At 67.0% G+C, this 22,728-nt stretch carries 24 protein-coding genes; 11 read left to right on the top strand and 13 right to left on the bottom strand.

Going from position 1 to position 22,728, the window contains the following annotated elements:
- Positions 1-61 precede the first annotated feature (61 nt).
- From nhaA to ACO056_RS07740, 3 genes are all read left to right on the top strand, one after another.
- Positions 62-1,234, top strand: coding sequence for a Na+/H+ antiporter NhaA (nhaA, locus tag ACO056_RS07750; protein ID WP_421854242.1), 1,173 nt, complete (start codon positions 62-64; stop codon positions 1,232-1,234).
- Positions 1,235-1,336: 102 nt separating this feature from the next.
- A complete protein-coding gene (locus ACO056_RS07745) occupies positions 1,337-1,792 on the top strand; it encodes a Dps family protein (RefSeq protein ID WP_421854239.1) in 456 nt (151 codons plus the stop codon).
- An 18-nt stretch (positions 1,793-1,810) separates the two neighbouring features.
- Positions 1,811-2,296 carry an NUDIX domain-containing protein gene (locus ACO056_RS07740; protein WP_421854236.1) on the top strand — a complete coding sequence of 162 codons (486 nt, stop codon included), beginning with the start codon at positions 1,811-1,813 and terminating at the stop codon, positions 2,294-2,296.
- Here ACO056_RS07740 and dinB read toward each other — a convergent pair.
- Complete coding sequence (dinB, locus tag ACO056_RS07735) at positions 2,285-3,421, bottom strand: DNA polymerase IV (RefSeq protein ID WP_421854232.1); 1,137 nt, start codon at positions 3,419-3,421, stop codon at positions 2,285-2,287. The genes ACO056_RS07740 and dinB overlap by 12 nt on opposite strands.
- Positions 3,422-3,499: 78 nt before the next feature.
- On the opposite strand from dinB, the gene ACO056_RS07730 reads away from it, so the two are divergent.
- Positions 3,500-4,783 (top strand): multidrug effflux MFS transporter, encoded by a 1,284-nt coding sequence (locus tag ACO056_RS07730; RefSeq protein WP_421854229.1) that lies wholly within the window; start codon positions 3,500-3,502, stop codon positions 4,781-4,783.
- On the opposite strand, the gene ACO056_RS07725 is transcribed toward ACO056_RS07730, so the two are convergent.
- The 3 genes from ACO056_RS07725 to apaG form a co-directional block, all read right to left on the bottom strand.
- Complete coding sequence (locus tag ACO056_RS07725; RefSeq protein ID WP_421854226.1) at positions 4,763-6,703, bottom strand: putative bifunctional diguanylate cyclase/phosphodiesterase; 1,941 nt, start codon at positions 6,701-6,703, stop codon at positions 4,763-4,765. The two genes, ACO056_RS07730 and ACO056_RS07725, sit on opposite strands and share 21 nt — an antisense overlap.
- 185 nt (positions 6,704-6,888) lie before the next feature.
- Positions 6,889-7,716, bottom strand: coding sequence for a LysR family transcriptional regulator (locus ACO056_RS07720; protein WP_421854223.1), 828 nt, complete (start codon positions 7,714-7,716; stop codon positions 6,889-6,891).
- Between the two features lie 16 nt (positions 7,717-7,732).
- On the bottom strand, positions 7,733-8,131 hold the full coding sequence (gene apaG, locus ACO056_RS07715; protein ID WP_421854220.1) for a Co2+/Mg2+ efflux protein ApaG: 399 nt from the start codon (positions 8,129-8,131) through the stop codon (positions 7,733-7,735).
- Positions 8,132-8,230: 99 nt separating this feature from the next.
- Between apaG and recO the strand changes: the two genes are divergently transcribed.
- The 3 genes from recO to ACO056_RS07700 are packed head-to-tail and all read left to right on the top strand — an operon-like array spanning position 8,231 to position 11,071.
- Positions 8,231-8,845, top strand: coding sequence for a DNA repair protein RecO (recO, locus tag ACO056_RS07710; RefSeq protein ID WP_421854217.1), 615 nt, complete (start codon positions 8,231-8,233; stop codon positions 8,843-8,845).
- A 22-nt stretch (positions 8,846-8,867) separates the two neighbouring features.
- A complete protein-coding gene (gene leuB, locus ACO056_RS07705) occupies positions 8,868-9,938 on the top strand; it encodes a 3-isopropylmalate dehydrogenase (protein WP_421854214.1) in 1,071 nt (356 codons plus the stop codon).
- An 11-nt stretch (positions 9,939-9,949) separates the two neighbouring features.
- Positions 9,950-11,071: a glycosyltransferase gene (locus ACO056_RS07700; protein WP_421854211.1), complete on the top strand. Its 1,122-nt coding sequence runs from the start codon at positions 9,950-9,952 to the stop codon at positions 11,069-11,071.
- 53 nt (positions 11,072-11,124) lie between these two features.
- On the opposite strand, the gene ACO056_RS07695 is transcribed toward ACO056_RS07700, so the two are convergent.
- Entirely contained in the window at positions 11,125-12,432 is a 1,308-nt protein-coding gene (locus ACO056_RS07695; RefSeq protein WP_421854208.1) for a phospholipid carrier-dependent glycosyltransferase, read from the bottom strand.
- An 86-nt stretch (positions 12,433-12,518) separates the two neighbouring features.
- Between ACO056_RS07695 and ACO056_RS07690 the strand changes: the two genes are divergently transcribed.
- On the top strand, positions 12,519-13,727 hold the full coding sequence (locus ACO056_RS07690; protein ID WP_421854205.1) for a trans-sulfuration enzyme family protein: 1,209 nt from the start codon (positions 12,519-12,521) through the stop codon (positions 13,725-13,727).
- Between the two features lie 12 nt (positions 13,728-13,739).
- On the opposite strand, the gene ACO056_RS07685 is transcribed toward ACO056_RS07690, so the two are convergent.
- The 4 genes from ACO056_RS07685 to ACO056_RS07670 all read right to left on the bottom strand — a co-directional run bounded on the left by ACO056_RS07685 (position 13,740) and on the right by ACO056_RS07670 (position 17,269).
- Positions 13,740-15,371, bottom strand: a complete 1,632-nt coding sequence (locus ACO056_RS07685) for a hypothetical protein (RefSeq protein WP_421854202.1) — start codon at positions 15,369-15,371, stop codon at positions 13,740-13,742.
- A gap of 77 nt (positions 15,372-15,448) precedes the next feature.
- Positions 15,449-15,697 (bottom strand): accessory factor UbiK family protein, encoded by a 249-nt coding sequence (locus ACO056_RS07680; RefSeq protein WP_421854199.1) that lies wholly within the window; start codon positions 15,695-15,697, stop codon positions 15,449-15,451.
- Positions 15,698-15,793: 96 nt separating this feature from the next.
- On the bottom strand, positions 15,794-16,348 hold the full coding sequence (locus ACO056_RS07675; protein WP_421854196.1) for a TspO/MBR family protein: 555 nt from the start codon (positions 16,346-16,348) through the stop codon (positions 15,794-15,796).
- Between the two features lie 135 nt (positions 16,349-16,483).
- Entirely contained in the window at positions 16,484-17,269 is a 786-nt protein-coding gene (locus ACO056_RS07670) for a TlyA family RNA methyltransferase (protein ID WP_421854193.1), read from the bottom strand.
- On the opposite strand from ACO056_RS07670, the gene ACO056_RS07665 reads away from it, so the two are divergent.
- The 3 genes from ACO056_RS07665 (at position 17,253) to ACO056_RS07655 (ending at position 20,495) form a co-directional block, all read left to right on the top strand.
- Positions 17,253-17,897, top strand: coding sequence for a hypothetical protein (locus ACO056_RS07665; RefSeq protein WP_421854190.1), 645 nt, complete (start codon positions 17,253-17,255; stop codon positions 17,895-17,897). The two genes, ACO056_RS07670 and ACO056_RS07665, sit on opposite strands and share 17 nt — an antisense overlap.
- Positions 17,898-18,342: 445 nt before the next feature.
- Positions 18,343-19,449 carry a branched-chain amino acid aminotransferase gene (locus ACO056_RS07660; RefSeq protein WP_421854187.1) on the top strand — a complete coding sequence of 369 codons (1,107 nt, stop codon included), beginning with the start codon at positions 18,343-18,345 and terminating at the stop codon, positions 19,447-19,449.
- A gap of 137 nt (positions 19,450-19,586) precedes the next feature.
- The gene (locus ACO056_RS07655) at positions 19,587-20,495 is read left to right on the top strand and encodes an SDR family NAD(P)-dependent oxidoreductase (RefSeq protein WP_421854184.1); all 909 of its coding nucleotides are present in this window, start codon (positions 19,587-19,589) and stop codon (positions 20,493-20,495) included.
- 4 nt (positions 20,496-20,499) lie between these two features.
- Here the strand turns inward: ACO056_RS07655 and ACO056_RS07650 are convergent, their stop codons facing one another.
- From ACO056_RS07650 to ACO056_RS07635, 4 genes are all read right to left on the bottom strand, one after another.
- Positions 20,500-20,883: a hypothetical protein gene (locus ACO056_RS07650; protein ID WP_421854181.1), complete on the bottom strand. Its 384-nt coding sequence runs from the start codon at positions 20,881-20,883 to the stop codon at positions 20,500-20,502.
- 78 nt (positions 20,884-20,961) lie between these two features.
- On the bottom strand, positions 20,962-21,294 hold the full coding sequence (locus ACO056_RS07645; RefSeq protein WP_421855370.1) for a DUF2794 domain-containing protein: 333 nt from the start codon (positions 21,292-21,294) through the stop codon (positions 20,962-20,964).
- A gap of 41 nt (positions 21,295-21,335) precedes the next feature.
- Positions 21,336-22,058, bottom strand: coding sequence for a serine O-acetyltransferase EpsC (gene epsC, locus ACO056_RS07640; protein ID WP_421854178.1), 723 nt, complete (start codon positions 22,056-22,058; stop codon positions 21,336-21,338).
- A 42-nt stretch (positions 22,059-22,100) separates the two neighbouring features.
- The gene (locus ACO056_RS07635; RefSeq protein WP_421854175.1) at positions 22,101-22,727 is read right to left on the bottom strand and encodes an HdaA/DnaA family protein; all 627 of its coding nucleotides are present in this window, start codon (positions 22,725-22,727) and stop codon (positions 22,101-22,103) included.
- Position 22,728: the final 1 nt, after the last annotated feature.

Here is a 22,728-nt window from a genome sequence, read left to right as displayed (position 1 = left end):
ACGGAATTACGCTCGATTATTTAGCGTGGCAACGACACCAGACTGAAGGATTGGTTCGAAAATGGCGGGAAACCAAGGGACTGGCGGCCTCCTGAGCAAGCTTGCGGCAAGCGAGGCCGCGCCCGGCCTGGTGCTGATGGCCTGTGCCGCCGCGGCGCTGGCGCTGGCCAATTCACCGCTTGCCCACACCTGGCACGATCTCTTCCTCCACGCTCTCCCGTGGAGCCCCGTCCCGCGCCTCGTGAACCTCCACGAATGGATCAACGACGGCTTGATGGCCGTTTTCTTCCTGGTTGTCGGGCTTGAAATCAAACGTGAATTCGTGATGGGCGCGCTGGCCGATGCGGCACGCAGGCGCCTCCCCGTCATCGCCGCGGTGGCGGGCATGGCGGTGCCCGCGCTCGTCTATCTCGGCGTCACGAACGCCAACCCGGAGCTGCACGGCGGCTGGGCCATTCCCGCCGCGACCGATATTGCATTTGCGCTGGGCGTGCTTGCCCTGCTCGGCAGCCGCGTGCCCCCTTCGGTGCGCTTGTTCCTGCTGACTGTGGCAGTGGTCGATGACATCGGGGCGATCGCAGTCATTGCACTTTTCTATACAGCGTCGCTCGAACTGGGCTGGCTGGCGCTGGCAATCGCCCTGTTCGCGGCCATGGCCGCGCTTAACCGATTCGGTGTACGGGCGCTGCCACCCTATCTGCTTCTCGCGGCGGCCTTGTGGTTCGCGGTATTGCATTCCGGCATCCATGCGACGGTCGCCGGGGTGCTCGCCGCGTTCACCATCCCGGTCGCTCTGGATCGGCACGGGAACAGCCCGCTGCTCCGGCTCGAACATGCCCTCGTCGGCTTGAGCGGCTTCGTCATCGTGCCGTTGTTCGGGCTCGCCAACGCGGGGGTGGAGTTCGGCTCGGGCGATCTGCTCGCGCCGCTGCCACTGGGGATCGCGCTGGGGCTGTTCGCTGGCAAGCAGATCGGCGTGCTGCTCGCTGTGCTGGGCTGCGAACGCCTCGGCATCGCCAGCCGCCCGGCGGGCGCAGGCATCCTGCATCTGTGGGGCATGGCGCTGCTCTGCGGCATCGGCTTCACCATGAGCCTGTTCATCGGCGGGCTCGCCTTCGCCAGTGCGCCGCATCTCGTCGAGGAAGCCAAGCTCGGCGTGCTTGGTGGTTCGCTCATATCAGCTCTGGCCGGTGCGGCGCTGCTGCTTCTTGCCCCGCGCGCCCCTGCGGACTGATCGACCGCAGCGATCACCCAGACCCGAAATCTGCGTGAAACTTCAATGCGAAATAGGTGTACTGGTGCAGCAACCCAGACTCGCACCGAAAGGACCAAAGCCATGCCCGGTGACAACGCCTCGAAGGCCCTGATCGATACGCTCAACGGCCTCCTTGCCGATTACTTCGCGCTCTATCTCAAGACCAAGAACTACCACTGGCACGTCAAGGGCCCGCAGTTCCACGATCTGCACCTGCTGTTCGATGCCCAGGCGACAGAGCTCTTTGCGCTCACCGACGTGATCGCCGAACGCGTGCGCAAGAACGGCGGCGCCACGCTCACCTCGATCGGCGCGATTGCCGGCCGCACCGCGATTTCCGACGATGATCGCAGCGGGCTCGATGCCATGGCCATGGTCGCCGCGCTGCGCGACGATAACGCCGCTCTGGTCGAGCGGATCCGCGCCGCCAAGGCCGCCGCCACCGAGGCGGGCGACAACGCCACCGAAGGCATGTCCGACGATTGGACCGACCAGGCCCAGCAGCGCGTGTGGTTCCTCAGTTCGATCCTCGGCTGATCTTGGCCCGCACCCTTCGTGCTATCCCGCCTGCCACCTCCGCTGCACCGCGCCCTGCTGCGGATCGCCCAGCCGATTCGTCTGCGTGTCTGGGGCCTGATGCGGCGGGAGGTGCGCGGCTGCAATGTGCTCGCGTTTGATCGCGCGGGGCGGCTGCTGCTGGTCCGCCACAGCTATCACCAGCGGGACCGCTGGCTGCTCCCGGGCGGCGGCCTTGCGCGCGGCGAGGAGCCCGCCGCCACTGCGGCGCGCGAACTGCTCGAGGAGACCGGCTGCGCGCTGGAAGGCGGTGTGTGGATCGGCGCCGACGTCCGCAAGATGGCGGGAGGCTGGCTCAACCGGGTCGAACTGGTCGCCGGGCAGACCACTGGCCAGCCCCGCGCCGACGGGCGTGAAATCGCCGAAGCCGGCTGGTTCGCGCTCGATGCCCTGCCGCCCGGCACCGGCGCGGTTGTCCATGTCGCGCTTGGCATCTGGCGGCAGTGGCGCGCCTCAGAAGGGTAAGCTGCCTTGCCCCGCCGCGTTGGCGCCCACCGGCTCCGGCGCGCTTCCCTCGCCCTCCAGCGCCGAGAGTGTCAGGCCCATCAGCCGCACCGGCTGCGGCAGCGGCAGGACATTGTCGAGCAGGGCGCGCGCCGCTGCGGCAAATGTCTGCTCGTCTGCCACCGGTCCCGGCAGCGATTTTGCCCGCGTGATCGTGCGAAAGCCGGTGTCCTTGAGCTTCAGCGTCACCGTCCGCCCCTTTGCTCCGCTCCGCTCGATCCGCTCCCACACGATGGTGATGATCCGCTCCAGCGCCTCGCGCAGCGCAGGCCCGCTGCCGATGTCGCGCTCGAAAGTTCGCTCGCCGCCCACCGATTTGCGCGGCCGGTCGGCGCGCACGCGGCGCAAGTCGATGCCGCGCGCGGCCCGGTAGAGATAGTCTGCCTGGCTCCCGAAGTGCTGGCGCAGGAACGCCAGATCGTGGCGCGCAAGATCGGCCCCCGTCTCGATCCCCAGCGCAGCCATCTTCTCCGCCCCGCGCGGCCCAACGCCGTGGAAGCGCTTCACCGGCAGCCTGGCCACGAACGCCGCCCCCTCGCCGGGCCGGATCACGCAGAGCCCGTCGGGCTTGTTCTGGTCGCTCGCGATCTTGGCGAGGAACTTGTTGTAGGAAACGCCCGCGCTCGCCGTCAGCCCGGTCTCGGCGCGGATGCGCGCGCGGATCAGCTCGGCAATCCGCGTCGCCGAACCGATCCCGCGCAAGTCGTCGGTCACGTCGAGGTAGGCCTCGTCCAGCGAAAGCGGCTCCACATGCGGGGTGTGGTGCAGGAAGATCGCGCGGATCTGCCGCGAAACGGCCTTGTAGACTTCGAAGCGCGGCGGGCAGAAAATGAGGTCCGGACAGAGCCGCGCTGCGCGCACCGATGGCATCGCCGAGCGCACGCCGAAAACCCGCGCCTCATAGCTCGCCGCAGCCACGACCCCGCGCGCGGAGGAGCCGCCCACCGCGACGGGCTTGCCGCGCAATGCCGGATTGTCGCGCTGTTCCACGCTTGCGAAGAAGGCATCCATGTCGATATGAATGACCTTGCGCAGACCGGTGCCGGTCTCCTCTTCGTCCAGATCGGGGGGCAACGTGGCGGACATGCCGGGCACCCTACCCCTTTTCGCAGTGCAGCATAAAGCACTGGGAACAATTCCCTGACCTGCCTATAGGCTCCCGGCATGACCAGCCTCTCCTCCGCATCGCCCCGCAGACCCGGCTCCGCCCGGATGGGCCCGCGCGAGTTCGTGGTGCTCATGGCCATGTCGATGGCGCTCCAGGCGCTCGCCATCGATGCCATGCTGCCCGCGCTGGCCGGCATTGCGAAGGAGCTTGCGGTCACCGATCCCAATCGCCGCCAGCTCATCGTGGGCGTATTCCTGATCTCGAGCGGGCTTGGCGCGCTGCTCCCCGGCTCGCTGGCGGACCGCTATGGCCGGCGCCCGGTCCTCCTCGGCAGCCTCGCGATCTATATCGCGCTGTCGCTTGGCTGTGCGCTCGCCACGAATTTCAATGCCCTGCTCGCCTTGCGCGCCGCGCAGGCGGTAGGCAGCGCCGGGCTCACGGTGCTTCCCAGCGCGATCATCCGCGATCGCCATGGCGGCGATGCCATGGCGCGGCAGATGTCGACGATCACCGTGATCTTCATGCTCGTGCCGATGGTCGCGCCCAGCATCGGCCTTGCCGTGCTGATGGTGGCAGGCTGGCGCTGGATCTTCGCGCTGCTTGCCGCGATGGGCGTCATCGTCGGCTTGTGGGTCTGGCTGCGGCTCGAGGAAACGCTCGATCCCGAAAACCGCCAGCCGATCCAGCCCCGGGCGATCGCGACCAACATGGTCACCGCCGCTTCAGACCGCGCCTCGTTCGGCTATGTCATCGGCGGCGGCCTGATCCTCAGCGCGCTGTTCGGCTATGTGAACTGCGCGCAGCAGCTGGTGGGCGAACACTTCGGCGCAGGCTCATGGTTTCCGCTGATCTTCGGCGCAACCGCGCTGTGCATGGCATTCGCCAGCTTCTTCAACTCGCGTATCGTCGAACGCTTCGGCGCGCGCCGCGTCAGCCACGCAGCGGTGCTGATCTCGATCACCCTGAGCGTCGTCCAGGTCTTGCTCGCCAGCCGCGCGCACGAATCGCTGATCGAGTTCATGCCGGTGATCGCGCTCAACATCTGCATGGTGGGCTTCATCGGCGCGAACTTCAGCTCGATTGCGCTCCAGCCTTTCGCGCACATGGCCGGTGCCGCCAGTTCGGTGCAGGCGTTCCTGCGCATGGTGATCGGCTCCGGCCTCGGCATCGTGTTCGGCCTTGCCTATGATGGCACCGCGCGCCCGCTGGCGCTCGCGTTCCTCGCCTGCGGGCTGGGCGCGCTCGTGCTGGTCCTGTGGAGCGAGCACGGCCGCCTGTTCCGCCGCGTCAATCCGCGCGGCACCCTGCGCGAAGTGCCGTTACCCGATACTCACTGCTGAAAGCAGCGAGAGCCCGGCGTATACGCGCAAGGCCTCGGCCGCCGGTTCGGGCCGGCCGAAGTGGTACCCCTGCATCAGATGAATGCCGAGCGCGCGGGCGGCATTCGCCTGCGCCTCGCTTTCAACGCCTTCGATCGAGCAGCCGATGCCCAGCTGCCAGGCCAGCGCGACGATCATGCCGGTGACCGCCCGCGCCCCCGGGTCGCTCGAAAGCGCACCGACCAGCTGGCGATCGAGCTTGATCCGGTCGAGTGGCAGGTCTCGCAATTGCGAGAGGCTTGACCAGCCGGCGCCGAAATCATCGAGCGCGATGCGGAAGCCCTTCTCGCGCAAGGCAATCAGCTGCGCCGCCGCGCGCTTCGGATCGATCTGCAGCGCCCGCTCGGTCACCTCGAGCATGACCGAGGACGGGCTCGCACCCGCATCCGCGACAATCGCGGCAATCGTTTCGGCAAGCCCCTCGCGCACCACGTCGCGCGCGGCGAGGTTGATGGAAACCTCAAGGCCGGTCTCCCACGGGCGGCATTCGGCCAGCGTCCGCGCGAGCACCAGCCGCGTCAGTTCGCCCGTACGGCCCGTCGCATCGGCAATCGCCAGAAACTCACCCGGCGCCTGCCACTCGATCCCGTCCGGCGACCAGCGCGCCAGCGCTTCCATCCCCACCACGCGGCCATCGCGGCAATCGAAGATCGGCTGGTAGAGCAGCCGCAGCCGATCCTCGAGCGCGCAGTCGTTGAACTGGCGCATCACCGCGATGCGCCGCTGGAGCGCCACTTCGTCGTCCGGCCCGAACGCCACGATCGCCCCGTCGCCCAGTTCCTTGGCCTTGTAGAGCGCCGCATCCGCCCGTTCGAGGCAGGTCGATGCCGTGCTGCCCTCCGCGCGGAACAGACCGATCGAACCAAACAGCCGCAAGGTGGCGCCGTTGAACGGAATCGGCTCGCGAATGGCCTGGGACAGGACCTTGGCTGCCACCATCACCTCATCGGCATTGAAGGCCCCGTCGAACAGGATGGCAAATTCGTCACCGCCGAGCCGGCCATGCGCCGTCACTTCCTCGCTCGCGCCGATGCGCTGGTTCACCACGCTCAGCACGTGATCGCCTGCCGCGTGGCCATACGTATCGTTGACGTGCTTGAAACCGTCGAGATCGAACAGCGCGAGCCAGGGCCGGACGGCCTGCGCCGGCGCGGCGAGATAATCTTCGAGGCAGGCGAGAATCGCCCGGCGGTTGCGCCCGCCAGTCAGGTGATCAACGGTCGCCTGCCGGTAGTGCGCGCTCGCCAGCTCCGCGGTCTGCCGCTCCCGGCGCACGAGCAACTGGCGCGATAGCTCCAGCCGCACGAAGTCGCGGTGCTGGATCTGTGTCATCGCAAGCAGGATCACGGTGATGAACACCTGCGCGGCCGCGATGGCCCTCGCATCGGGATGCCCCGTGGCCAGCAGGAACAAGCTCCACGGCAGCGTGAAGGCCACGCCAAAGCGCAGCGCCGTCTGCGGCGAATTGGCCATGCCGAGAATCGCCGAGAACATCGTCACCGCGATCACGAAGTGCAGCAGTTCGCGCTGGCCCGAATCGCCATAGGGATAAAGCCCGAGCGACCACGATACGAAGACCAGTGCCGCCCATCCGCCAAGCCGCTGCATGCCCATCAGATCGGTGCGCAGCTGCTCCACCGGCCGCAGCGCGACCTTGTCCGGCATCCAGTGGAAGGCGCGCTGCGCGGCAACGATGCTCATGACCGGAGCCAGCGCCACAAGCGCCAGCGGCGCGGTGCCGAGGAAACAGCCCGCAACCAGCAGCGTGTTGAAGATCACCACCAGGTAGAGCAGCGGCGCGCGGTGCGAGACGCTCAGCGCATAGGCTTCGGTAAAGGCATCGCCCGGTCTTTGCTGCCAATGACGCCCATAGCGCCGCATACCGCGGACATAGCCACGTAGCCTGCGCCGTGCGCTTGTTTGCGCACTGGGAGTGGGACCACCAATCGTCATCGCGTCGGTTTACGACGGTGACAGTTAACGCCTTCTCAAGCTCCGGCTCCAAATATCAACGATATTGGAGCACTTTAACACCCGGAACGGATCAAACCGGGAAGGCTGCGCCACTAACCTGCCGAGCCCGAAAGCGCGGCAACGAGCGCCTTGACCTTCTTCTGCCGCCACTGCGGCAAGGGCGCCACCAACCAGTACGAGCGGCGGCAGCGATCGGGGGACCCAAGCGGCACGACCCGGCCCGCCGCGATCGCGCTTTCGGCCAGCATCAGCGGCACACGCGCCTTGCCCAGCCCGGCCGCTGCCGCGCTGATCGCAGTACCGCCATCGCCCACCGAAAACTGGGTTTCGCGTGTCGCACCTTCCGAATCGACGCCCTCGGGTGTCGGATCGCCCGGCCAGGCGATCCACGGCGCATCTTCATCGGCCCCCGGTGCAGCCACGACCTGCATCAGCGGCTCGCCCAATGCGATCCCCTCCAGATCGCCGGGCCCTTCCGACCAGCGCACCGCAAGGTTCAGGTTAGCCTCTGTAAAATCGAGATCCCCGTCGCTGCCGACAAGTGCGAAACGCAGGCCCGGATTGGCGAGGCGAAACGCCGCCAGCCGCGGCGAAAGCCACGCCGCGAAGAAATCGCGCGGGCAGGCAACGGTGTAGACATGGCTCGATTGCCCGGCCTGCATCGCCTGCACGCCTTCCTCGAAGCGCAGAAACCCCTCGCGGATCGCATCGAGCCCCGCCGACGCCTCGTCGGTCAAGACCAGGCCCTTGGTGGTGCGGCGAAACAGCACCACGCCGAGCAGATCCTCGAGCGCGCGAATCTGCTGGCCGACCGCTGCGGGCGTGACCGCCAGTTCATCCGCGGCGCGGGTGAAGGAAAGGTGCCGGGCCGCCGCGTCAAGCACGCGCAGGCCGTTGAGCGGCAGATGGGTCCGCTTCATGCTGGGTGCCGCAGTATCAGTTGGCCGTCGCGGGTGCGGCGAGCGGGAAGAACGGAATCGCCACGTCAACCAGCGAGCCATCGGCGCGCTGCATGGTGTAGTGGCCTTCCATGCTGCCGTGCGGCGTGCCGAGCGGGCAGCCCGAGACATAGTCATGCGCACAGCCGGGGGCGAGCAGCGGCTGTTCACCCACCACGCCCTCACCATCGACGAAGTTGATCATCCCCCGTCCATCGGTAATCCGCCAGTGCCGCGTCAGCAGGCGTATCGGTTGGTTTGAGCCGTTTTCGATTCGGATGTGATAGACCCAGAACCATTTGCCGGCATCGATGCGCGACTGTTCGGGCAGGAAATTGACAGCGACACGCACTGTCACTCCCTCCGTCACGGCAGCATGCTGGAAGAGCTGTTTCATGCCCTGCAAGCTAACCCAGATTGCCGACGGTTCCAACGGTGGATTCGTCCATTGACCCGCTTGCCGCAACCTTTGGCAACCTCCACACGGGATATCGCCATGCTGATACGGGCTCCCGCCATTCTCTGCGCATCGCGTGCCCACGGCGAGCATGGCGCGGTGGTGCGCCTGCTCACGGCCGATCACGGCCTCATTGCCGGCTATGTCGCCGGCGCGCGCGGGCGGACGCTGCGGCCCGTGCTCATTCCCGGCAACCTCGTCGCCGCCGAACTCACCGCCCGCACCGCCACCCAGCTCCCTTCGGCAAAGCTCGAACTCATCGCCAGCCGCGGCCCCTGGCTCAGCGAGCCGCTGGCCAGCGCGGGGATCGGCTGGGTCACCACGCTCACCGCGCGGGCCCTGCCCGAAGGCCAGCCCTTCCCCGGCATTCATGGCGCCCTCGAAGCGGTGCTCGATGCGATCTGCCACGCCCCATCGGCGCGCGGCTGGGCCCGCGCGGTGGCCGCCTACGAGGCGCTGCTGCTGCAGGAGATCGGCTACGGTCACACGCAGCCTCCCCCGCCAGACGAACCGTGGGAGAGCCTGCTCGCCCGGCTCGACCGGCTGGGCCTTTCGCTGGCGAAGCACCTGCTTGCCGATCCGCGCCGCGATGGTATGGCGGCCCGCGCTATCCTGATCGAGCGATTCAAGCGGATCGATGGCGCCGCGCTTTAAGTTTTCTTCCGAGGATGACCTGATGAAGATTGCAGTTCTGCCGGGTGACGGCATCGGCCCTGAAGTCACGCGCGAGGCGCTGCGGGTTCTCGATGCACTGGGTCTCGGCATCGAACGCGAAGAGGCCCTCGTCGGCGGCGCGGCCTATCACGCCACCGGTCATCCGCTCCCGCCCGAAACCCTGGCGCTCGCCGAAGCCTCTGACGGCGTGCTGTTCGGCGCGGTCGGCGATCCCACCTGCGATGCGCTGGAGCGCCATCTGCGCCCCGAGCAGGCGATCCTCGGCCTGCGCAAGGCGCTGACCCTGTTCGCCAACTTGCGCCCCGCCAAGGTCTTCGCCGGCCTCGAAGGCCATTCCGCGCTGCGCCCGGAAGTCGCCGGCGCCATCGACCTCCTCATCGTGCGCGAACTCAATGGCGACGTCTATTTCGGCGAAAAAGGCTTCCGCACCACCGCCAGCGGCGAACGCGAAGGGTGGGACATGATGTCCTATTCGGAAAGCGAAGTGCGCCGCATCGCCCATGTCGCCTTCCGCGCGGCGCAAGGGCGCGCCAAGGACGGGCAAAAGGGCCGCCTCTGCTCGGTCGACAAGGCCAACGTCCTCGAAACCTCGCAGCTCTGGCGCGATGTGGTGATCGAAGTCGCCGCCGAATACCCCGACGTCGCGCTCGAACACATGTATGTCGACAACGCCTCGATGCAGCTGGTCAAGAGCCCCGGCCAGTTCGACGTTGTCGTCACCGGCAATCTCTTCGGCGATATTCTCTCCGATCAGGCCAGCATGTGCGTCGGCTCGATTGGCCTGCTTGCTTCGGCCTCGCTCGGTGCGCGCCAGACGCAGTACGGCACGTTCGGCCTCTATGAACCGATCCACGGCTCCGCCCCGGATATCGCCGGCAAGGGCCTGGCCAATCCCATCGCCACGATTCTCTCGCTCGCCATGCTGCTGCGCCATTCGCTGAGCATGGCCGAGGCGGCAGACCGCATCGAAGCCGCCGTTGCGCGCACGCTGGCAGACGGCATTCTCGGCCGCGATCTCGGCGGGACGGCGGGCACGACGGAAATTGGTGACGCGGTCCTCGCAAGACTGTAAGCGCGCCGGTCATGCTGCAACTTGCTGTCATCCTTCCCACGTTCAACGAGCGAAAGAACATCGCACCCATGGTTGAGCGGCTTGATGCCGCGCTGGCGGGTCTGGCCTGGGAAGCCATCTTCGTCGACGACAACAGCCCCGATGGCACTGCGGAGGAAGCCCGCCGCATCGGCCGCGATGATCCGCGCGTGCGCGTGATCGAACGCATCGGCCGCCGCGGCCTTGCCTCTGCCGCGATCGAGGGCATGTGCGCCACCGCCGCGCCGATTGTCGCGGTGATGGATGCTGATCACCAGCACGATCCCGCGCTGCTTCCCGGCATGTATCAGGCGGTCGAGAGCGGCGACTACGACGTCGCCTACGCCTCGCGCTTCGCCGAAGGCGCCAGCACCGAGGCATGGGGCAGGCCTGACCGGGTCAAGGCCTCCGGCCTCGCCAATCGCATCGCCCGCCGCGTCACGGGTGTGCAGCTCTCCGATCCGATGAGCGGCTTCTTCATGCTCCGCGCCGATACGCTGCGCGCCGATGCGCACCGCCTTTCGGGCGTCGGCTTCAAGATCCTGCTCGACATTCTCGCCACCGTCGACGCGCCGCTGCGCGTCAAGGAGTTCCCGTTGAACTTTGCCGCCCGCGCCGAAGGCGAAAGCAAGCTCGATCGCACGGTCGTCTTCGAGTTCCTGATCGGCCTCTATGACAAGTGGCTCGGCCGCATCATCCCGACGCGCTTTGCCCTGTTCGGCACGATCGGCGGCCTCGGCGTGATCGTGCACATGGCCGTGCTGGCCTCGGTGCTCGGCGCTTTCGGGCAGAAGATCCTTTACCACAACTGGTCCGACCAGATCGAATTCATCATCGCACAGACCTCGGCGGCGGTGGTGGCGATGACCTTCAACTTCGTGCTCAACAACGAGCTTACCTATGCCGACAAGCGCCTGCGCGGTATCGTGCCGCTGCTGCGCGGCTGGGCCAAGTTCGCGATGACCTGCTCGGTCGGCCTCCTCGCCAACGTCGGCGCGGGCGCCGCGCTCATGCGCATGGGCTTCCACGCCTATCCCGCCGCGATTGTCGGCATTGTCGTCGGCTCGGTCTGGAACTTCGCGCTTTCCAGCAAGTTCGTCTGGGGCAAGTACTGAGCTGATAGTCCTCCCCATTTTTCCCGCAGGGACAAATGGGGAGTATCGAAGCGCTACCGCCAGCTATCGAGCCACGTGTAATCCCGATAGGAAAGCTTCCCCGGCAGCGCCGCAGCGGACAGGATCGGGTAAAAGCCCATGAACAGCATGCCCGACAGCACCACCGTCAGCGCCCCCGGCCAGCGCCGCCCCTGCTCCCACCACTGCGCCAGCACCAGCGCCAGCGCCGCCATCAGGAACACGCTGGCCAGTGTGTAGTGGTAGTAGAACTGCACCGGCTTGCCATTGATCGCCCAGAAGATCAGGCTCGCAATATAAAGCACCACCACCGCGCCGCGCAGCCGGTCTCCCCGCCGCACGCCTGCCCACAGGCACAGCAGCAGCGCCGGCAAGCCTGCCAGCATCGTGAAGGGATTGCCGACCATCAGCACCCCGCGCTGCGCCCCGTCCCACTGGGCGTAGAAGAACCAGATCGGGCGGATGTTGAATACCCACTGCCACCACCGGCTCTGGTAGAGATGCGGCTTCACCACGCTGTCCTGCAGCTTGAGCATATAGCTCTGCCACGGGATCAGCCCCTGCAGCGTCAGCGGCTGCACCTTGTAGAAGAACGCGGGCGCAAACGTCGCGAAATAGGCGAGCAGCGGCACTACGCCGAGCCACAAGACCGCCTCCAGCAGCGATACCCCCGGCACAGGCCCCGCATCGCGCGCGGTGAGATAGCTGCGCCGCCGCCCTGCCAGCGCCCACCAGCGGTCCCACGCAAACAGCAGCCCCGGCAGGGCAAGGATCGGCGCACCGTTCCACTTGCCGCCAAGCGACAGCCCAAGGAACACTCCGCACAGCACCAGATGGACGCGCGAGCCCTTGCGCCACGCCAGCGCCGCCTGCCAGAACCCCAGCGCCAGCATGCTCGCCATCGCCATGTCGAGCATCGCGATCCGGCTCAGCACGAACCAGAGGAAGTTGGTCGCAAACAGCAGGCCGAACAGCAGCGTCGCCGGGCGCGAGAGGCTTGCCCACCACATCGTGCGCATCGCGGCAAACAGCCCCAGCGTGCCGAGCAGCGCATTGGGCAGCCGCCAGCCGAACGGATTGTCGCCGAACAGCAGCATGCCCAGCGCGATGAATTCCTTGCCCAGCAGCGGATGCTCGGGATTGAGCCGACTCGTCAGATCAATCAGCCGACGGGCCGCAGGCAGGTAGTGCACCTCATCGAACATGATCTTCGAAGGCGTACCCAGCCGGTGCAGCACCAGCACGAGGAACGCGAGCGTGATCATCGCGCACCATGCCAACGGATCGCCATCGGCACGGCGCGGCGCTGTCAGGGGAGCGGTGATGCGGGACAGGAGGGACATGGGCCGGGCGCGCATACGCCAGTCAGGCCCCCAAGGGCAATGGCGGTGCTTGCACCACTTGCCCCACAAATCTAAGGGCATACCCCATGAAACGCACCACCGGACAGGACCGCTCGATCACCGCCAACTGGCGCCCCGCAACGCAGGCCGTGCGCGGAGGCACGTGGCGTTCGGAAATGGGCGAGACGTCCGAGGCCCTGTTCCTCACCTCGGGCTATTCCTACGATGATGCCGCCACCGTCGCCGCGCGCTTTGCGGGCGAGGACGATGGCATGACCTACTCGCGCCTGCAGAACCCCACGGTGCAGATGCTGGAAGAGCGCATCGCCCTTCTCGAGGGCGCCGAAGCCTGCCGCGCGCAGGCCAGCGGCATGGCGGCGATGACCACCGCCCTCCTCTGCCAGCTCTCTGCCGGGGACCACATCGTGGCAGCCAAGGCCGCGTTCGGCTCGTGCCGCTGGCTGGTCGACAATCTGCTCCCGCGCTTCGGCATCAGCGGCACCACGATCGACGCCGGCGATAACGCCGCGTGGGAAGCCGCGATCCGCCCCGAGACCAAGGTGTTCTTCTTCGAAAGCCCCGCGAATCCGACCATGGATCTCATCGATCTCGAGTTTGTCTGCACCCTGGCGCGCAAGCACGGCATCACCACCGTGGTCGACAACGCCTTTGCCACCAGCGCGCTCCAGCGTCCGCTCGATTTCGGCGCGGACGTCGTCGCCTATTCGGCCACCAAGATGATGGACGGACAGGGCCGCGTGCTGGCAGGCGCGGTCGCGGGTTCGAAGGAGTTCATCGACGGCAAGCTCCTGCCCTTCCAGCGCAACACCGGGCCCAACATCGCGCCGTTCAACGCCTGGGTCGTTCTCAAGGGCCTTGAAACGCTGGACCTCAGGATCCGCCGCCAAAGCGAAAACGCGCTGATGGTCGCGAGCTTCATCGAAGGCCGCCTGCCCACGGTGCGCTATCCGTTCCTGCCCAGCCACCCGCAACACGCGCTGGCGCTGAAGCAGATGCTGGCCGGCGGTTCGATCATGAGCCTCGAAGTGCCCGGCGGCCGGCCGCAGGCCCATGCCCTGCTCGATGCGCTGAAGCTCATCGATATCTCCAACAACATCGGCGATTCGCGTTCGCTGATGTGCCACCCGGCCTCGACCACCCACCACGGCGTCGGCCCCGAAACCCGCGCCGACATGGGCGTGACCGAGGGGATGCTGCGGCTCAACGTCGGGCTAGAAGACCCCCATGACGTGATCGAGGATCTGGATCAGGCGCTGAAGGCGGCGGGGCTCTAAGGCGCCCGCGGCTCAGCCCGGGTCCACCCCCGGGCGCGGCCACTCGCGGACCTTTTCCTTCGCGGGCTTGTTCTGCGCCGCCCTGTCCTGCGCCATCTTGGCCTGCGCCACCTTGTGCGCCTGCGCGGCGTTGGCGGCGTTCTGCCGGGCCTCGCTCACGCGCTTTGCCGTATCGATCTGGCTCTGGCGCTGGATGGCCGCGCGCTGCTGCCCGGCCGCCTGCTTAAGTGCCACCTGCTTGAGTGCTTCCTGCTTGAGGCCCGCCTGCGTCAGGGCCGCCTGCCGTTCGCGCAAGATACGCTGCTGCTGCAATTGCTCGGTGGCCTTGGCGGCCTGTTGCTGCCTGATCTGCACCAACTTCGCCGCCGCCACCGCATCCCTCTGCTGAACCAGCCGGGCTTGCTGCGCCGCTTCCTGCTGACGCACCGCGACCTGCTGCCGGGCGGCAGCTTGCTGCTGAACTACGACCTGCTGCTGCGCTGCGGCTTGGCGCTGAGCCGCAACCTGCCGCTGAGCGACGATCTGCTGCTGGGCCGCAATATCGTGCTGCCGCACCTGCTCTTGCTGAACCGCTCGCTGCTGAACCGCCTGCTGCTGAACCGCCTGCTGCTGTTGAACCGCCTGCTGCTGCAGCGCTCGCTGCCGGGCAACCTGCTGCTGGGCGACTTGCTGCTGGGCGACTTGCTGCTGGCGCTGCTGCTCCACGAGCTGCGCCTGCCGCTGGTCCACCTGCCGCTGGTCATAGCCGGAGCCATCGCGATTCTCGCGCTGCGGCTGGCCATACATCGCCGGCGTCTGGCCGCGAAAGCCCCGCGCCTGCCATGTCGAGAACTGCTGCGCGGCCTGCATGCGCGCGTTGCGTTCCTCGATCAGCCGCTGATCCTGGACCGCGTGTTCGCTGCGATAGTCGCGCCATTCCGGCGTGCTCTGCTGCGTGCGGCTCCATTCGGCGCGCTGGTTCCTGATCACGTCGCGCTGGTCGGCCCAGCGCGCAGCCGTGACGCCGCGCCGCTGGCGGCTCTCGGCCGCCGCATACATCGTTCGTCCGCGGTCGTAGTAGCGCTCGGCATAATCAGACCGCTGCTGCGCCTGCCACTCATCAAGCGCGCGCCCGCCGCGATCATAGACCGTGACCAGCCGGCCATCCGAATAGCCGTAGCTGTAGTTCGGATCGCGCACGAGGTAGGGTTCGTTGGCGCCCGGATCGTAGTAATAAGTGCGGTATCCGCCATCGACAGGCTCGGCATACGTGCGATAGCCGCCCGCGCTTTCCCAGCCATAGGGCTGCACGCCGTCCTGATAATCGAAGCCGTAGTCGGGCGGTGCGTCGCCGATCGTCTCGTTGATACGGTTGGCGCGGTCGATCCACGCATAGCGGTCGTTGCCCAAGGCACGGGCTTGACCAAGCGTGCGCCCCCGCGGCAGCGCCGAGGGCGCCGGGGCCATGCGCAAGGGTGCGGCTGGTCCGGCCAGCATCGGCTGCACAGCGGGGAGCGGCGGCAAGGCGCTCTCGCTGCTGTCCAGCGCCGCCAGTGTGGGCGATGCCTCGGTACCGGCCTTAGGGCTACAGGCGGTCAGCGCCACGGTCAGCGAGAGCAGGCTGAGCCCAAGGATGCGGCATGTTGAATGGGAACGATCATACATCGCGTTGTACTCCAATGGAGCCACAACGCGCGGGCATGGTGTGTGGGCCCATCGGGCCCTGCGATGAAGCGGGGCGCTCAGCCCTTGGCAGCAGCTTCCAGCGCTTCGATCCGGGCCTTCAGAGCTTCGGCCTCCTCGCGCGCGGCCGTGGCCATGTCCTTCACCACCTCGAATTCCTCGCGGCTGACGAAGTCCATGCCGCCGAACGTCTCGCGCAGTTTCTCGCGCGCGGTTTCGCCCGCTTCGCGGCCCATGCCGGCCAGCGTACCGGCGGCGCTGTTGAGCAGCTTGACGAAATCGGCGATCATCGGGTTCTCGGACTGCATGACGTGGGCCTTCTGCACGAATTCACTGCACCGCAGATGGCGCTTCACGCCGCGCGGCGCAAGGCGTGATCCCGGGCAATCTGCTATCCGGCGTTATCAGATCTGAACGCGCACAGTGGCGCCCGAACCTTCCACGCCATCGGCAAGCGGATTGAGCGCAAGGAACTGGTAATTCAGCACCGAGGCAAAGCAGATCCACGCGAGATAGGGGAGCAGCAGCGCGCCCGCTGTGGGCCGCACGCGCCAGAACAGCGCGATCATGGCCAGCGTCAGCACGATCATCACGCCGATGATCGCCAGCGCCGCGGTCATCCGGTGCATCGCAAAGAACACCGGGCTCCACGCGAGATTAAGCACCAGCTGCAGCGCGAATACGACAACCGCGATGCCCCGCCCCGGTGCGCCGCGCGCGGAGGCCACCATCGCCAGCGCCACCCCGATCAGGACATAGAGCACCGACCAGACAATCCCGAAGGTTGCCGGCGGCGGATAGAGTGCAGGCTTCATCAGCGCCGCGAACCAGGGATTGTGCGGCCCCGCATCCGCCACGATGCTGGACAGAAATCCGAGCCCGAGCACGGCTGGCACGGTAAACAGCGACCAGCGCAGCAGGCTGGCGCGCAGCTGGGCAGGTGAAGCGAGATAACGCATGTGCTCGAAAAGTCCCCAGACAGGCCCGGTAAATGGCGATTCGTTGCCAAGCTTGACCGGGCGATATTGGCCGGGTGGTGGCGACTAGGCAATCTCCGCAGGGTCCACCTGCTCCAATGCGGGACAATCTCCGGTTCAGCCCTCGCCCTGAGCTCCCGGATGAAGTGCCGAAATGAGAAACTCGACGTTGCCTTCGGGGCCGGTAATCGGGCTTGTCGTGATGCCCTGCACGTCCCAGCCTTCGCCTTCCAGCCAGTCCTGCACCTCGCGGCAGACGCGTTCGTGCAAGGCAGGTTCGCGCACCACGCCGCCCTTGCCGACTTCGCCGCGCCCCACCTCGAACTGCGGCTTGATCAGCGCCACCAGCCGCGTCGGCCGCGTGGCCAGCGCGAGCGGCACTTCGAGCACTTTTCTGAGCGATATGAAGCTTGCATCGCACACCACCCAGGTCGCTGGCCGATCGATCTGCGCGCCCGTCAGCACGCGCGCGCTGGTCTGCTCCAGCACGGTTACGCGGCTGTCCTGCCGCAGCTTCCACGCCAGCTGGTTTGTCCCCGAATCGACCGCAAAGACATGCACCGCGCCGCCCGTCAGCAGCACATCGGTAAAACCGCCGGTTGAACTGCCGATGTCCATCGCGGTCACGCCCGCCGGATCCAGCCCGAAGTGCTCCAGCGCGTGCGCCAGCTTGATCCCCCCGCGTGAGACCCAGGGGTGATCGCGCCCCCGCACTTCCAGCGGCGCATCGCCCGCCAGCGTGTGGCCCGCTTTGGTCAGCTTGGTCTCGCCCGTATAGACATGCCCCGCCAGGATCAGCGCCTGCGCGCGGGCGCGGCTTTCGGCCAGACCCCGCTCGACCAGCAACTGGTCGATCCGGATCTTCGCTTTGCCCGATGAGTTTGCAGTGCTTCTTGAGGTCACCGACACTCTCTTCCATACCCGGGGCATGAAGATCAACCGCCGACCCCCGCCAGCCCCCCTGCTGATCGCCCCGGTTCTGGCATCGGCGCTAGCCCTCGCCGGCTGTTCGGGCTCGCCGCCGCGGCTCATCCCGGTCCCGCGTGGTGGCACTGCGGCGCCCGCGCCTCAACCCCAGCCGCAACCCGCGCCGCAGCCGCGCCCGGCACCGCCCCCGCCCTCCCCGCGTGCCGACGCGGCAAGCTGGCGCGATCTGCCGCAGACCGCCGGTAGCTGGACCTACAGCGCCGAAAGCACCGGCAGCGCCGCGCGCTTCGGCCAGGAGGGCGCAGCGCCGCTGCTGGTCGTGCGCTGCGATCGCAGCCGTCCGGCGATTATCTTCCAGCGGCCCGGCGTCGGCAGCGGCGATGTGCCAGCCGCGATCACCACCAGCACCGCCAGCCGCCACATGACCGCAGCGCCCGCCCGGAATGCTGGCGGGACCTTCGAAATTGCCTTCGCGGTGCGTGATCCGCTGCTCGATGCGATGGCCTTCAGCCGGGGCCGGTTCCTGTTCGAAATGGGCGGCGCGCAGACGCTCGTGCTCCCCGCGTGGTCCGAACTCGGCCGCGTGATCGAGGATTGTCGCTGAAGAAAATTCGCCCCGGCGGACTTATCCACCAAACCAGCACGAAGCCCCAATTCTGACCGCAAAAAAAATCAATGCAAGTCTTGTTCTTGCGCGTTTGATGAATCACATTCGAAGCAAGGCCGGCACAGGGCTGCAATCCTCCGGTCGAGCCGTCCACCGATTTCCATGAGATTGGGGAGGCGGCACTTTGGCTCAACAGCGCGAAAGGAGGTGATCCGATGTCTCATGGTTCAGCAGAGGGGTCGGCATTGCGCATCGCGGAGCATTATCGCTAGTTTGATCAAGCGATAAAGGCACCGTGGGCGGCACTTCCGGCCGCTGACCATGCGAAGGGCCGCTTCCGATTGCCGGAAGCGGCCCTTCACATTTGTTACAAACCGCTTGCCTTGCGCGCAATAATAGTTCACGCACCGCGGCGTTTGTTCCCTGACTGAAGGACCGCCCGATGGCGACGCCCGAGACTGCCACTGCCCCGATCGCATTCGAGCACCTGCCGCACCCCGCCCCCGTGGCCGCTGACGTGCGCGCTCAAATCCTTGCGAACCCGGGCTTCGGCACCGCGTTTTCCGATCACATGGTCCAGATCACCTATGACGAGGGCAAGGGCTGGCACAGTGCCACGGTGATGCCTTACGGGCCGATCCCGCTCGATCCCGCTGCCGCCGTGCTCCACTATGCGCAGGAAATCTTCGAAGGACTGAAGGCCTACCGCCTCGCTGATGGCGGCATCGCCCTGTTCCGCCCCGAAGCCAACGCCGCGCGCTTCAACGCCTCGGCTCAGCGGCTCGCCATGCCGACGATGCCCGAAAGCCTCTTTGTCCAGGCGGTCGAGGAACTGGTGAAGGCGGACAAGGACTGGTTCCCCACCGTCGAGGGCGGCTCGCTCTATCTGCGCCCCTTCATGTTCGCGAGCGAGGCGTTCCTCGGCGTGCGCCCCTCGAAGCAGTACCGCTTCCTCGTGATCGCGAGCCCCGCGGGCAACTACTTCAAGTCGGGCGCCCCTGCGGTCTCGCTGTGGGTCAGCGATTATAGCCGCGCCGCGCCCGGCGGTACGGGCGCTGCCAAGTGCGGCGGCAACTATGCCGCCAGCCTCGTCCCCACTGCCGAAGCTTTCGCGCGCGGGCACGATCAGGTGCTGTTCCTCGATGCGGTGGAGCGCCAGTGGATCGAGGAACTGGGCGGCATGAACCTGTTCTTCGTGTTCGACGATGGCTCGCTCGTCACGCCCCCCTTGGGCGGCACGATCCTCCCCGGCATCACCCGCGCCAGCCTGATCAAGCTCGCGCAGGAAGAAGGCCTCACCGTGCGTGAGGAGCGCTATTCGCTCGCACAGTGGCAGGCGGACGCAACCTCGGGCAAGCTCACTGAAACCTTCGCTTGCGGCACCGCGGCGGTGGTCACGCCGGTGGGCAAGGTCACGAGCACGCACGACAGCTTCACCATCGGCAGCGGCGGCCCCGGCCAGCTGACCCAGAAGCTGCGCCAGCGCCTCGTCTCGATCCAGCGCGGCGAGGCTGCCGACACGCACGGCTGGGTGCACCGCATCGGCTGACCAATAGCCCTCTTCCTTTCAGGGGAGAGGGTTGGGAGAGGGGCAAGCCGCTGCCGGTGCAGTGTTGCCAAGGCCATTGCGCCATGGCATCGCGCTCCCGTTAGTCGCCCGGTCAGGGTGCCAGGGAGAGTCCTCAAATGAGCATTTCCTTCAAGGACAAGGTTGCCATCGTCACTGGCGCAGGCGGCGGCATCGGCCGTGAATATGCGCTCGAGCTCGGTCGGCGCGGCGCCAAGGTCGTCGTCAACGATCTCGGCGGCGCGCGCGATGGCACTGGCCATTCCGATGCGGCGCTCAAGGTGGTCGAGGAAATCCAGGCCGCAGGCGGCGAAGCGATGTCCAACGGCGGCTCGGTCACCGAATTCGAGCAGATGGCCGAAATGGTCGCCAAGGCGAAGGAAAAGTGGGGCGGCATCCACGTCCTCATCAACAACGCCGGCATCCTGCGCGACAAGAGCTTCACCAAGATGGACCCGGCCGATTTCGAGATGGTCGTGAAGGTCCACCTGATCGGCTCGGCCTTCGCCACCAAGGCTTGCTGGGATACGATGCGCGAACAGAACTACGGCCGCATCCTGATGACCGCTTCCTCGACCGGCCTGTTCGGCAACTTCGGCCAGGCCAACTACGGCGCCGCCAAGCTCGGCCTCGCCGGCCTCACCAAGACGCTCTACCTAGAGGGCGCCAAGAACAACATCAAGGTCAACACCCTCGCCCCCGTCGCCGCCACGCGCATGACGGAAGACATCTTCCCCGAGGAAGCCTTCAAGCTGTTCGGCCCTGAAAACGTCGTGCCCGCCGCGCTGTTCCTCGTCTCCGACGATGCGCCCAGCAACGCCATCGTCGGCGCGGGCGCAGGCGCCTATCACTCGGCGTGGGTCACGATGAACAAGCCCGTCCTGCTCCCGCTGAACGCGCGCACCGTCGAAGACTTCGCCGCCCACTGGGACCAGATCTCCGACCGCACCGGCGATTTCGTCCCCCAATCGGGCGCGCAGCAGAGCCAGGCGATCCTCGTCGAGCTTCAGGCCGCGATGAAGCGCTGAGCCCTCACGGTCGGGGGCAGGCGCCGCGCGTTGCCCCCGCCAGTTGCATGGTCTTGAGCCGCGCCTGCACTTCGGCTTCGTCCAGCACGCGCACGCCCCCGGTGCGCGCATCGATCAGCAGCGGCGCGGCGCAATCGCGTCCCAGCGCCTTGGGCAGTGCAGCCCGCCCGCCCTTCTCCGGCATCATCAGCACCATCTCGGCATCGGCATCGCGGTAGACCACGCGCAGCAGCGGGTTGGCATCGTCGGCCTGGTGCCTCGTCGCCGGAGCTGCCTCGCACGCCTCGAGCGCCCAGGGTGTGATGAGAGCGGGACCATACTTCAATGCATGGCCCCCAATCTTCGTCATTGCGAGGAGCGTAGCGACGAAGCAATCCAGAGCGTTCATGCATTGACGCTCTGGATTGCTTCGCTTCGCTCGCAATGACGAGTGGATCGGGGACCGGAAAGGGGGGCTCAAACCGCCTCAATCCTCGACGATCTTCAGCAGCTTGCGTTCCAGCGGCGAAAGCACGCCGGCCAGCTCGTGCCCGCGCTTCAGCACCTGCCCCGCCTCACCATAGAGCGTCCACATACCCTGCTTGCCGCGCAGCGAGGGGCGTTTCTCGATCCGCGCGGTGGGCCGTTCGGCCGTGCGGCGGAACGCGGCGAAGCTGGCCGCATCCTTGCCAAAGCTCATCGCATAGTCGCGCCATTCCCCGGCGGCGACCATGCGGCCATAGAGATCGAGTATCCGCATCAGCTCGGGCCGCTCGAAGCCGACCTGCGGCTCGGCACGGACTTGTGGGAACGGCAGCACAGACGGGCCGAAACCGCCCGCATCGGCTCCGCCCAGCACGCTCAGCTGCGGCTCCTGCGCCGGTTGCCGCCGCCGACCGGCGCGGGTTCATCGGCGCTTTCGTCCTGCCGCTCCAGCAGCGCGGCGACTTGCGCCTTGAGCAGCGCGACTTCGGCCTCCAGTTCGTCGACCCGGCTGCCGCCAGTCGGCTCGCACGGCTCCTTGCAGGGCGTGCCATAGGGGATGAAGTCCTTGAGCCAGGTTTCGACCGGCACCAGCGTCGAGCGCGCCTTGAGGCCGACCATGGTCGCGCCTTCGGGCACGTCCTCGGTCACCACGGCATTCGCGCCCACCCGGGCACGGGGGCCAACGGTGATCGGCCCGAGGATCTGCGCGCCCGATCCGATGATCGCATTGTCGCTCAGCGTCGGGTGCCGCTTGCCCGGCACGCCATTGGCCGGATTGGTTCCGCCCAGCGTCACGCACTGGTAGATCGTCACGTTATCGCCGATCTCTGCGGTCTCTCCGATCACCGTGAAGCCGTGGTCGATGAACAGGTGCCGCCCGATTTTCGCGCCCGGATGGATATCGATCCCGGTCAGGAAACGCGCCAGATGATTGACGAAGCGCGCAAGGAAAAAGAGCTTCCGCACGAACAGCCAGTGCGCCACGCGGTGCAGGCCGACGGCGTGAAGCCCCGGATAAAGCAGGATTTCCCAGCGAGAGCGCGGCGCGGGATCACGGGCGCGGATCGAGTCCAGATAGGCTGTGAGGCTTGCAAACATGGCCGCGCTTTTCCTCCTTTTGCCGCTTCAAAGCAAGCGCGCCTAAAGTAGCCTAGGCTGCCGCTCGGCCTCGGGCACTCCGTGTACCCGCTCGGCCAGCGCATCGCGTGCGAGCGATATGGTGACGGCTGCCTTGCGCTCAAGGGACAAGCGATCAATTGTTTCAACCAACGCTTCGGCTGCGGCATGGCTGCGCTCCAGCCTTGGCAGGATATAGGCGAGCACCGCCTCGCCCAGCGCCAGCCCCCGCCGCGCCGCATGGGTTTCCACCAGCGCGCGCAGCAGATCATCGTCGGGCGCGCCAATCTCGATCATCAGCGCCGACCCCAGCCGCGAGGCCAGATCCGGCAGCGCCACTTGCCACGCCCCGGGCGCGCGGTTTGAGACGATCAGCAGCGGCCGGCCATCGGCCTGCGCGCGGTTCCAGCGGTGGAACACGGCATCTTCGGGCAGGCTGTCGGCATCATCGAGCGCATCGCCCAGTCCGCTCTCGGCAAACCAGCGCGCCAGCAGGCTCTTGCCCGAACGCGGCGGCCCCGCCAGCACGGCGGCGCGATAGGGCCAGTCGGCGGCGCCGTTGAGCAGCGCCAGCACCGGCTCCAGCGAAGGGCCGGTAAGCACGGTCTCGGCGCTGGTCGCCGTGACAAGGGGCAGAGCGATCTGGCTCATG

Origin of the sequence: Novosphingobium sp., from assembly GCF_965228995.1 — a bacterium.
Taxonomy (GTDB): Bacteria; Pseudomonadota; Alphaproteobacteria; order Sphingomonadales; family Sphingomonadaceae; genus Novosphingobium.
Note: the sequence above shows the minus strand (reverse complement) of the source record. Positions and strands in the feature narration are given on the sequence as shown.

Bases quoted from the DNA above. Each gene is read 5' to 3' on its own strand.
- nhaA (WP_421854242.1), top strand. From the start codon at position 62: ATGGCGGGAAACCAAGGGACTGGCGGCCTCCTGAGCAAGCTTGCGGCA.
- ACO056_RS07745 (WP_421854239.1), top strand. From the start codon at position 1,337: ATGCCCGGTGACAACGCCTCGAAGGCCCTGATCGATACGCTCAACGGC.
- dinB (WP_421854232.1), bottom strand. From the start codon at position 3,421: ATGTCCGCCACGTTGCCCCCCGATCTGGACGAAGAGGAGACCGGCACC.
- ACO056_RS07730 (WP_421854229.1), top strand. From the start codon at position 3,500: ATGACCAGCCTCTCCTCCGCATCGCCCCGCAGACCCGGCTCCGCCCGG.
- ACO056_RS07725 (WP_421854226.1), bottom strand. From the start codon at position 6,703: ATGCGGCGCTATGGGCGTCATTGGCAGCAAAGACCGGGCGATGCCTTT.
- ACO056_RS07720 (WP_421854223.1), bottom strand. From the start codon at position 7,716: ATGAAGCGGACCCATCTGCCGCTCAACGGCCTGCGCGTGCTTGACGCG.
- apaG (WP_421854220.1), bottom strand. From the start codon at position 8,131: ATGAAACAGCTCTTCCAGCATGCTGCCGTGACGGAGGGAGTGACAGTG.
- recO (WP_421854217.1), top strand. From the start codon at position 8,231: ATGCTGATACGGGCTCCCGCCATTCTCTGCGCATCGCGTGCCCACGGC.
- leuB (WP_421854214.1), top strand. From the start codon at position 8,868: ATGAAGATTGCAGTTCTGCCGGGTGACGGCATCGGCCCTGAAGTCACG.
- ACO056_RS07700 (WP_421854211.1), top strand. From the start codon at position 9,950: ATGCTGCAACTTGCTGTCATCCTTCCCACGTTCAACGAGCGAAAGAAC.
- ACO056_RS07695 (WP_421854208.1), bottom strand. From the start codon at position 12,432: ATGTCCCTCCTGTCCCGCATCACCGCTCCCCTGACAGCGCCGCGCCGT.
- ACO056_RS07690 (WP_421854205.1), top strand. From the start codon at position 12,519: ATGAAACGCACCACCGGACAGGACCGCTCGATCACCGCCAACTGGCGC.
- ACO056_RS07685 (WP_421854202.1), bottom strand. From the start codon at position 15,371: ATGTATGATCGTTCCCATTCAACATGCCGCATCCTTGGGCTCAGCCTG.
- ACO056_RS07680 (WP_421854199.1), bottom strand. From the start codon at position 15,697: ATGCAGTCCGAGAACCCGATGATCGCCGATTTCGTCAAGCTGCTCAAC.
- ACO056_RS07675 (WP_421854196.1), bottom strand. From the start codon at position 16,348: ATGCGTTATCTCGCTTCACCTGCCCAGCTGCGCGCCAGCCTGCTGCGC.
- ACO056_RS07660 (WP_421854187.1), top strand. From the start codon at position 18,343: ATGGCGACGCCCGAGACTGCCACTGCCCCGATCGCATTCGAGCACCTG.
- ACO056_RS07655 (WP_421854184.1), top strand. From the start codon at position 19,587: ATGAGCATTTCCTTCAAGGACAAGGTTGCCATCGTCACTGGCGCAGGC.
- ACO056_RS07650 (WP_421854181.1), bottom strand. From the start codon at position 20,883: ATGAACGCTCTGGATTGCTTCGTCGCTACGCTCCTCGCAATGACGAAG.
- epsC (WP_421854178.1), bottom strand. From the start codon at position 22,058: ATGTTTGCAAGCCTCACAGCCTATCTGGACTCGATCCGCGCCCGTGAT.
- ACO056_RS07635 (WP_421854175.1), bottom strand. From the start codon at position 22,727: ATGAGCCAGATCGCTCTGCCCCTTGTCACGGCGACCAGCGCCGAGACC.